At 61.8% G+C, this 10,238-nt stretch carries 5 protein-coding genes, 2 tRNA genes and 1 pseudogene; 3 read left to right on the top strand and 5 right to left on the bottom strand.

Annotated elements, in window-relative coordinates; translation table 11 throughout:
• Positions 1 to 67 precede the first annotated feature (67 nt).
• A tRNA-Ala gene (locus tag ACFWFR_RS02895) sits at positions 68 to 144 on the bottom strand.
• A 124-nt stretch (positions 145 to 268) separates the two neighbouring features.
• On the opposite strand from ACFWFR_RS02895, the gene ACFWFR_RS02900 reads away from it, so the two are divergent.
• Complete coding sequence (locus tag ACFWFR_RS02900; RefSeq protein ID WP_377621069.1) at positions 269 to 3,967, top strand: hypothetical protein; 3,699 nt, start codon at positions 269 to 271, stop codon at positions 3,965 to 3,967.
• A 303-nt stretch (positions 3,968 to 4,270) separates the two neighbouring features.
• On the opposite strand, the gene ACFWFR_RS02905 is transcribed toward ACFWFR_RS02900, so the two are convergent.
• Positions 4,271 to 4,684, bottom strand: coding sequence for a hypothetical protein (locus tag ACFWFR_RS02905; RefSeq protein ID WP_377621072.1), 414 nt, complete (start codon positions 4,682 to 4,684; stop codon positions 4,271 to 4,273).
• Between the two features lie 269 nt (positions 4,685 to 4,953).
• Here ACFWFR_RS02905 and ACFWFR_RS02910 point away from each other — a divergent pair.
• Positions 4,954 to 5,784 (top strand): annotated as a pseudogene (locus ACFWFR_RS02910) (hypothetical protein); the annotation flags it as partial.
• On the opposite strand, the gene ACFWFR_RS02915 reads toward ACFWFR_RS02910, so the two are convergent.
• The 3 genes from ACFWFR_RS02915 to ACFWFR_RS02925 form a co-directional block, all read right to left on the bottom strand.
• Positions 5,741 to 5,817 (bottom strand) — tRNA-Val (locus ACFWFR_RS02915). The pseudogene ACFWFR_RS02910 and the gene ACFWFR_RS02915 overlap by 44 nt on opposite strands.
• Positions 5,818 to 6,058: 241 nt before the next feature.
• Positions 6,059 to 6,541 carry a peroxiredoxin gene (locus ACFWFR_RS02920; protein ID WP_377621073.1) on the bottom strand — a complete coding sequence of 161 codons (483 nt, stop codon included), beginning with the start codon at positions 6,539 to 6,541 and terminating at the stop codon, positions 6,059 to 6,061.
• Entirely contained in the window at positions 6,525 to 6,938 is a 414-nt protein-coding gene (locus tag ACFWFR_RS02925; protein ID WP_056651057.1) for a DUF3052 domain-containing protein, read from the bottom strand. The genes ACFWFR_RS02920 and ACFWFR_RS02925 overlap by 17 nt, the downstream gene beginning before the upstream one ends.
• A gap of 507 nt (positions 6,939 to 7,445) precedes the next feature.
• Here ACFWFR_RS02925 and aceE point away from each other — a divergent pair.
• Complete coding sequence (gene aceE, locus ACFWFR_RS02930) at positions 7,446 to 10,193, top strand: pyruvate dehydrogenase (acetyl-transferring), homodimeric type (protein WP_191805558.1); 2,748 nt, start codon at positions 7,446 to 7,448, stop codon at positions 10,191 to 10,193.
• The last annotated feature ends 45 nt before the right edge of the window (positions 10,194 to 10,238 follow it).

Below are 10,238 nucleotides of genomic sequence, written 5' to 3' on the forward strand. Positions count from 1 at the left end.
GCGATTTCCGCGACCTAACACAAAAGAATCTCCAGCACTCTTCGCTGGAGACCTTGCAAAAATAACGTGGTGAGTTGCGAGGGACTCGAACCCCCGGCCCTCTCGGTGCAAACGAGATGATCTAGCCAACTGAACTAACAACTCACAAGTCCACGCACTCAATAATTTCAAATATCGATAAGGTTGCCTAGTCATTTTTGTCGGTATTTTGACACCTGCAGAACCAATACTGCTGGTCGAGAGTTATCACATGCGATACAATACGGACATGACAGATGCGGCAAGCAATCCGCCAGAGGGCAATGAGGCAAAGCCGGGCGGAGAGCTGGTCACGATACTGAAGCCACTCCACCCGTCATATGACGAGTCCCACCACAGGGTGTACGTAGATCATCTTAATCGCGCCCTTGTCGATGAAGAGGACGCCGGGCGCATCTTAAACATTGCGCTTACTGGTAGTTACGGCATTGGAAAGAGCTCCATCCTTCAGAGAGTGGCGGGAGATCATCCTGATCGCACGCTGAGCATTTCGCTCGCCACGCTATCTGGCGATGCCATCAAAGCCCAGCGTGCTGCTTCTGACGATTCTGGTGGCACTCCACATATCACGAACCTAATTCAAAAGGAGATCGTAAAGCAACTCCTGTATCGCGTAAGCCCTTCTAAAGTCCCACGCTCCCGCTACTCGCGCATCCAACAATTCCACTTCTGGCCAAATTTCCTCAAAGTTGGCATCGTTTTGTCGGCGCTTACCGTCGTTGCCTTCTTACTCGGCTGGATCGATCCGTCTGCAATGCAATTCGGCGATCATTGGTACTGGCAGCTCCTCTCTGGCATTGCCGCTCTCTCAGTTGTCGCCGTTCTCGTGACGTGGGCACTATCCGCCATTCCAAGCAAAATTCAGATTGGCGGCGAAGCCACTGCTGGAGGCGCATCAATCACACTGTCTGCCGGTTCGGACAACTTCTTTGATGAGTATCTTGACGAAATCATCTACTTCTTCGAGGAAACCGAGTTCGACATTGTGATTCTTGAAGACATCGACCGTTTCGACGATCCCTACATATTCGAGACATTGCGAGAGCTCAATACTATCTTGAATGGATCTGAACATCTTTCACAACGGCCGATCCGATTTATCTACGCGATAAAGGACAGCATCTTTGAGAAGCTAGGTCAGCTAGAGGCTCGAGAGGGTTCGCCAGAACAGGACTCCGAAGAGCTTGCTCGATCCGCGCGCACCAATCGAACGAAGTTCTTCGACATCGTTGTTCCGGTAGTGCCTTTCATCACTCACAAAAACTCTCGTGACCACCTGACCGATGAGCTTAAGGATCGAAACATCGCTCTCCCGCCGGAGGTCATTAACATCACCGCGCGCCATATCACCGAGAAGCGACTCATCACTAACATCGTCAACGAGTACATCGTCTTCGCGCAGAAAGTCTTGAACGATAGTGGCGTAGAAGGGCTGAAGCCCGAACTACTGCTCGCGATGATCGTTTACAAGAATCTCTTCTTAGCCGACTACGAGAAGATCACACATGGAGATAGCGACCTCGACACGCTCTACGAGAGCTACCGCGACTTTGTAGACACAAACATTGAACGGCTCGATGGCGAGATCGCTTCTCTTCGTAAACAAATACGTGATGACGAGCTTCGTGCGCGACGAGCCGATCTGCTCGCAGGCCGTCTGGCAAAGCGCATCGGCTTCCTTGCGAGTACCACCAATATCTCTCGTCAGGGATCCTACGTGCATAATGGCGTCAGCTACACCGATGACGAGTTGAAGACACCCGCATTTTGGGAAGCACTCGCAGAAGTCGATGCGCCGCTGAGTATTCCATTCGCCACTCAAAACTACTATGGGCAGCCGAGAGGAATGCAACTTACGCGCGCAGAGATTGAGGACGTCTTGGAGATCAAATTAGGCGATGAGCTGTGGGGCACGTCAGATCTTCGCAGACTTCAAGATCGCTTGACGAAGGCTCAAAACGACCGCGAGTTCATTCGCTACGCATCGCTAGGCGACCTGCTCGCATTTTCGACGTTTTATGAGGACGACAGCAAGAGAACTCTACGAGTCATCATGGAGGAGCGGTTCAAGTCGCAACTCGTACGAGACCTTCTCGACGCCGGACTTATTGAACAGAACTTTACGCTCTACGTTTCGCAATATCAGGGCACGGTGGTAAAGCCTCTCGTGCGAACCTTTATCATGCGTTGTGTCGAAAAGAATTCTGTCGACACATTCTATGACCTTGGATCTGACACCGATATCGAACAGCTTTTGACCGAGGTCACGGAGACCCGATGGACTGATCGTTTCATGTACAACGTCTCGATCTTCAACTACCTCCTAAAGAGTGACGATCCCCGACTTGACGGTTTGCTCCCTCGGCTTGCACGCTTCAATGCGGACGCTGAGACGTTTCTAGCCAAGTATCTCTCCACCAAGGACGCCGAAACGAGCCGATTAATCGAGCGCCTGGCGGCACACTGGAGCCGCGTCATGGTCTACGTCGCCGATGAGGCGGAGATCGACGAAGATCTACGCCTAACGCTTATAGACGCAGCGATTCGCGGCGCCACACCAGAGATCTCCTACGAGACTAGTGACTCCCTAGTTGAGCATGTGCGCGCCCACTATGGCGATCTGAAGTCCCTCGCTGGCGCGACAACCCACGCCGAGGCAGCTCGCCTCTGCACCCTCCTGGAGAGTCTCAGAATCAAGCTACCGTCGCTGACCGGCCTCGGCGACGCGGTCAAGGTCGCCGTCGTGGCGGCACGCCTCTACGACTTCTGCGAAGCCAACCTTGCCAGTGCCCTTGGCCAACCTGATCTTGCACTAGATCTCGCAGCCCAAAGTCCAGATGTGTACGGATACATCAAGGACAACATCGACGACTACGCGAGAATTGCAACAGCTTCATCGGCAACCGAGTTCACAGTCCGCAGCAAAGACTCGTTCGCCGGGATCCTCGAAGATATCGCGAGTTCCAGCCAGACGACTCTCCGCTTGATCATTAAGAACTCTGCCCCCGACTGTAATACTGACGTCATCTCCGAGCTGCACGACAACCTCTGGCCCGCTCTCTCGGAGTCGCGGCGCTTCCCTGTCAGCCTGTCGAACATAGAGGCATACATCGAGTGTTACGGGGTTGACGAGCCACTTGCGTCGTATCTCAACGAGACTGGTTCGATCTCGGGCGCGACGAACGACGAAGACGATACGGATCGGATGAAGATCGCGCTAGCGATTCTCAATGCAGAAGACATCAACCCGGAGGCGAAGGCTTCGATCACAAAGTCTCTTCGGCTTCGGCACTACGTAGCAGTCGATAACCTTGATGAGTCCGTTAATGCGAGTCCGGAACTCTTCCAGCTACTTGTGGAACGCGACGTAGTGTCCGACAAGGCCGGGACGTTCAGCGCGCTAGCAGAGCGTCCATGGCCAGTCCGTGAGAACTTCATACTTGGCTCCAAGAAGTTCCCCGACTTCCTTGGGGAGCTGGAGCTGACAACGGAAACGTTCCGAGGAATCGCAAAATCGAACATAGTCGCTTGGGGCGTAAAGCGGGCGCTGTTGCCTCGTTTGCAGGAGTATGCGGAAGCAGTTGATGGAGCGAGTTGTGGCCCTCTGGCACGTCTCGCCCTTAGTAAGCGCCACGCGCTTCCAGTTGCGGACATTGAGTTGTTGGCTGCAAAGAGGGTTCGCACTGACACGATCATCGATCTCGTGCTGACTCACGCCGACACGATAAGTCGCGCCGAGTTCCTGGCCATCATGCGTCGGCTACCCGACCCCTATGTACGCCTTGCGAAGGCACTCGCCAAGCCTCCTTTCACTGACACGCAGGCTCACCGTCGACTCTTGGCCATCCCGAAACGACTAGGTCTCATGAGCGACTTCAAGATTGAGAAGAAGATGCTGAAGGCCTCGATGAGAAGCTTCTCGGAATAGTAGAGTCTCTGCGAACATCGTTGCCCCACCACGGCGTGCGTAGGCGCTACCCCGCCGTGAACATCAACAGTTCGCCCGGCTCTGTCTCGCTGACCATCTCGTGTACTAGCGTCCATGATGTGGGATTTCATAGGGTCGTCTCCGGCTTGATGAGTGAGGAGTGTTAGCTGGATTTAGGTAGAGCGATATTCGCTAGCCCCGTGCGGTCACCAAACTTGGCAACGGAGAGCGCGCGACATGACGTCGAGTAGAGCGCAGGTTTGATGAGCGAACGCGGCGCTAGCGCAGGCAAAACGATGCCTCTCACCTGTGACACGAGTTGGCAGCCACCCCGTAGTCGCTGACGTTGTAGCTGGCGATCGACGGGGGTGTGCTGATGAGCGTCAGGTCCCAGCCGTCACGCGGTTCGAAGTAGGCCATGGGCGTTGTGTCGTAGAGCGGCGGCGCGCAGGACTGCATGCGCACCCAGCCCGCTGCTTCGAGTTGGGCGACTTGCTCGTCGAAGCTCGGCAGCGCGCCGGGGTGTTCGGTAGTCGCAACGGCCCGGATCGTCATCGAGGTTGCCCCTTCGGGCACCTGCCAGCCTTCGTGAGTGAAGGCGTGCACATGGGTGACGCTCGATGTGTACTCGACATCGACGTCCGGTACCGGAACGAGGTTGAGCGGGAACTCTTCGCACACCGCGCCGCTCTCGGCTGGCAGGAGATAGTCGATCATCTCCGGGGATGCGTTGCCCTGCACGGTACATGGCGCGGTTCGGATTCCGGTTGGCTCCACCGGCTCCGGTTCAGTCGTTGGAGACGACTCAGCGGATGTTGTAGGTGCAGCCTCAGCTGCTGCTGCTTGCGCCTCGGTCGTGGTGGGCTGGCTACTGGGCGTCGTTCGACGCACAGCTTGATGCGAGAACGACGATGGCGGCGAAAGCCAGAGCCGCGCGGATGCGAGTTGGCGTGTTCATGGCGTTTCCGTTCTGAGGGTGGTGTGGTTCGGGGATGGTCTACAACGTCACTCGCAACCGCGCCGGTCGACGCTACGACTACTTCATCTGCATCAACCGCCTGAATCAACAAGGGTGTGATCTGCCCTACCTACCGGCAGATGAGGTCGAGAAGCGCGTCGAGCAGCTCTTGCTGTCTGAGCAGGTGCCAGAACCTCGAGCCAGGGACATCCAACTCCAGATCGCTGACGAGATGCGAAACGCTCAGGAAGTGCGCCGCCGCGAGGTGCGCTCGTTGGACCAGCGCATCGGCCAGCTCAAGGCGGAACGCATCAAGTGGGCAGAGAACGCCACCGACGGCATCGTTCCGCCCGACATCGCACGGGACAAGCAAGCTCAACTCGCCCAGCAACTCGCCTCAGTCGAGACACGCAGAGCCGAGGTGATCGACATGACCACCTCTCAAGCAGCGACCATGCCCCGAGTTACCGACCTCCTGCGTCGCTGCGGCGATGCTTACGGAGCGGGTAGCGCGGCACTACGCCGTCAGATGAACCAGACCTGGTTCGCCCGCATCGACATGGACGACACCAACGGACAACCGACCATCCAACACGCCAGCCGTACAGAACCGTTCGCCACACTGCACCACCTCGCCGTGACCCAACCCGACATGCACGGTGAAGCTGCTACCCACACCGGCGCTCGAACCCCCGACATCCACAGTGAAGACCATGGCCCGATCCAGGCAGCAGCGTTCAGGGGTGACAACGAAAAACGCCCTGGAATCATCCAGGGCGTCACCGCGTACGTCGCGTGTTCGAACATCAGAGGTTTGGTGGGCCCGGAGGGACTCGAACCCCCGACATCCACGGTGTAAGCGTGGCGCTCTAACCAACTGAGCTACAGGCCCCGGAACAGCGGTGCACAGCCTACCGGGTCACCGGCCGTGCCTCGCACATCAGCCGCAGATCGGGCATCGCCCGCCCGACGACGCACGGACCGCACCGGCGGACCACGCCGGGGCGCCCGTCGAACGCCGGTCCGTGGGACCGGTCATCGTTCGTCCCACGACCACGCGGTTCACCGGTCTACCGACGCACGAGCGGGCGCACCACGGCTCAGAGCCGCGGCACGCCCGCCGAGGAGGTGCGTCAGAGCTCCGCGAGCGCCGCCTTGTACCCCGCGAGGTCCCGGCGCTGCCCGCGCGGGTTCACGACGGACCACCGGACGACGCCCTCCGCGTCGATCAGGAAGCTGCCGCGGATCGCGAGGCCGCGTTCGTCGTCGAACACCCCGTACTGGCGCGAGACCTCGCCGTGCGGCCAGAAGTCGGACAGGAGCTCGAACGTGTAGCCCTCCTGCGCAGCCCAGGCCTTGAGCGAGAACACCGGGTCGCACGAGATCGCGAAGAGCGTGACGCCCGCGGTCTCGAAGTCCTCGATGTTGTCGCGGAGCTCGCACAGCTCGCTCGTGCACGTCCCCGAGAAGGCGAACGGCACGAACACGAGCAGGACGGGGCCACCGCGCAGGTCCGAGAGCCGGACCGGGGTGCCGTGCGTGTCGGTCAGCGTGAAGTCCGGGGCGACGTCGCCGGGCCGGACCACGAGCTCGGGCGCCTCAGCGCCCACGGCCACGCGTCCCGAGCTTGGTCGCGGACCAGTCCGGCGCGATCGCGAACGTGCTGGTCGCGTGCAGGCCGGCCGTCGTCGCGGCTTCCTGGAGGTCGTTGTGGCCCACGTGGCCGTCGCGGCCCGCCTTGGGCGTGAAGATCCAGATGAGACCACCGTCGTCGAGCACGGTCTGGACGTCCACGAGCATGTCGGCCAGGTCGCCGTCGTCCTCGCGCCACCAGACGACGACGCCGTCGGTCACGTCGCCGTAGTCCTCGTCCACCAGCTCGGAGCCGACGAGCTCCTCGATCTCGGCGCGCAGGTCGTCGTCGACGTCCTCGCCCCAACCGAACTCCTGCACCACATGGCCAGAGAGGAACCCCAGGCGTCCTGCACCCTGGGGGTCCGTCGTCGCTCCCACTTGTGTCTCTTTCCCTTCTTCGTACTGCTTGATGATCAGTGCCCTGCTTGGCAAAGGTAGCCCACGGCACTCCCGCATGCCTCAGCAGGACGGGCGTTTCGTGCGGCGTTTCCACCAGCGCAGAAGCCCAGTGTTGCGGGGAACCGCACTCGGCACAACGTCAGAGCCTGCGCGAAGGTGCCCCCACGGCCTGACGGGGGCTCCGTCGTCGGGCCTTCGGCGAGCCCGCACCCACCCTCGCCGGACCCCGCGCGACCACCACCTTCACCCCCTGCTCACCCGACCCACACCCTCTTGTGTCATGAGGATCACGCTCCCTTGACCCCCTTGTGGTGTGACTTCCTGGCTGCGGGGTAACAGAATGGTTCGACCACCCGAGAGTGTGGAGGGCACAGTCGCCACCAGCGACTGCTCTCGCTGCGCAGGAGTGGCTGGAGGAGAGCGGGCACGGTGTACCGCGCCGTGATTCAATCCGAATACCGCTCCGAACGAGATATGAGGTTGCTGGTGGCTTCGTTTGACGAGACAGGACCGCTGATCAACGGTCTGCTCAGCCAAGTACCGGACATCGACCCCGCTGAGACGAGCGAGTGGGTCGAGTCCCTGGACGGACTGATCGACGACCGTGGCGGCCCTCGTGCGCGCTACGTCCTGCTCAACATGCTCAAGCGAGCACGCGAGCGCAACGTCGCGATCCCCACGTCCATCAACACGCCCTACGTCAACACCATCGGTGTGCACGAGGAGCCGTACTTCCCCGGCGACGAGGCCATGGAGCGTCGTTACCGCAGCTGGAACCGCTGGAACGCCGCCGTCATGGTCACGCGCGCCCAGCGTCCCGGGATCGGGGTCGGTGGACACATCTCGTCCTACGCGTCGGTCGCGACGCTGTACGAGGTGGGCCTGAACCACTTCTTCCGCGGCAAGGACCACCCGGGCGGCGGTGACCAGGTCTACTTCCAGGGTCACGCGAGCCCCGGCGTCTACGCCCGCGCGTTCCTCGAGGGTCGCCTCTCGGCGGACCAGCTCGACGGGTTCCGCCAGGAGAAGTCGCACGCGGGCGGCGGCCTGCCGTCCTACCCGCACCCGCGCCTCATGCCGGACTTCTGGGAGTTCCCCACGGTCTCCATGGGCCTCGGCCCGGCCTCGGCCATCTACCAGGCGTGGACCAACCGCTACCTGCACAACCGCGGCATCAAGGACACGAGCCAGCAGAACGTCTGGGCCTTCCTCGGTGACGGCGAGATGGACGAGCCGGAGAGCCGCGGCATGCTGCAGCTCGCCGCGCAGCAGGGCCTGGACAACCTGAACTTCGTGGTCAACTGCAACCTGCAGCGCCTCGACGGCCCGGTCCGTGGCAACGGCAAGATCATCCAGGAGCTCGAGGCGCAGTTCCGCGGCGCGGGCTGGAACGTCATCAAGGTCATCTGGGGCCGCGAGTGGGACACCCTGCTCAACGCCGACAAGGACCGTGCGCTCGTCAACCTGATGAACGTCACGCCCGACGGCGACTACCAGACCTACCGTGCTGAGAGCGGCGCGTTCATCCGCGAGCACTTCTTCGGTCGCGACCCGCGCACCAAGCAGCTCGTCGAGAACATGTCGGACGACGACATCTGGGCCCTCAAGCGCGGCGGCCACGACTACCGCAAGCTCTACGCGGCGTACGCGGCGGCCACGGCCCACACGGGCCAGCCCACGGTCATCCTGGCCCACACGGTCAAGGGCTACGGCCTGGGCTCGGGCTTCGCGGGGCGCAACTCGACGCACCAGATGAAGAAGGTCGGCCTGGCCGACCTCAAGACGCTGCGCGACTCGCTGCGCATCCCGATCACGGACGAGGAGCTCGACGCCAACCCGTACGAGCCCCCGTACTACCACCCGGGTGCCGACGCGCCGGAGATCCAGTACATGCAGGAGCGTCGCCGTCAGCTCGGCGGCTACGTGCCGGAGCGCCGCTCCGCACCGGCCCCCGTCACGCTGCCGGGCGACAAGACGTACGAGATCCTCAAGAAGGGCTCGGGCAACCAGGAGATCGCCTCCACCATGGCGTTCGTCCGGCTGCTCAAGGACCTCATCAAGGACAAGGAGATCGGCAAGCGCATCGTGCCGATCATCCCGGACGAGGCCCGGACCTTCGGTCTGGACTCGATCTTCCCGTCCGCGAAGATCTTCAACACGCAGGGCCAGAACTACCTCGCCGTGGACCGCGAGCTCATGCTGAGCTACAAGGAGTCCGAGGCCGGGCAGATCATGCACACCGGCATCAACGAGGCCGGTTCCGCGGCCGCGTTCCAGTCGGTCGGCACCTCGTACGCCACGCAGGGCGAGGTGATGATCCCGTTCTACATCTTCTACTCGATGTTCGGGTTCCAGCGCACGGGCGACCAGTTCTGGGCCGCGGGCGACCAGCTGACCCGCGGGTTCATCATCGGCGCGACGGCCGGGCGCACGACGCTCACCGGTGAGGGCCTCCAGCACGCGGACGGCCACTCGCCGTTGCTGGCCGGCACCAACTCGGCGATCGTCCAGTACGACCCGGTCTACGGCTACGAGATCCGCCACATCGTGCGCGACGGCATCGAGCGCATGTACGGCGACGGCTCGGACGGGCGCGACCAGAACGTCATGTACTACGTGACGGTCTACAACGAGCCCATGCAGCAGCCAGTCGAGCCGGAGGACGTCGACGTCGAGGGCATCCTGCGCGGCATCCACCGCATCAAGGTCTCCGAGGCGTCGGGACCCAAGGCGCAGATCCTCGCCTCGGGCGTGGGCGTGCCGTGGGCTCTCGAGGCGCAGGAGCTCCTCGAGAAGGACTGGGGCGTCTCCGCGGACGTCTGGAGCGTCACGAGCTGGAACGAGCTGCGCCGCGACGGCCTGGCCGCCGAGCAGGACGCGTTCCTCAACCCGGCCGCGACGCCGCGCGTGCCGTACCTGACGGCCAAGCTCCAGGGCGCCGAGGGTCCGTTCGTCGCGACGAGCGACTACGACCACCTGGTCCCCGACCAGGTGCGCCAGTGGGTCCCGGGCGACTACGCGGTGCTCGGTGCGGACGGCTTCGGCTTCTCCGACACGCGTGCCGCGGCCCGTCGTCACTTCAAGATCGACGGTCCCTCGGTCGTGGTGCGCGTGCTCCAGCAGCTCGCGAAGCAGGGCAAGGTCCCGGCCGAGGCCTCGGCCCAGGCCATCGAGAAGTACCGTCTGATGGACGTCACGGCCGGCACGTCCGGCAACGCGGGCGGCGACTCCTGATCGCTCCCGCCCCGCGCCTGGCGCCGGTCTGACCGGCGCCAGGAC

This window comes from Oerskovia sp. NPDC060287, assembly GCF_042726775.1.
Lineage (GTDB): Bacteria > Actinomycetota > Actinomycetes > Actinomycetales > Cellulomonadaceae > Oerskovia > Oerskovia merdavium.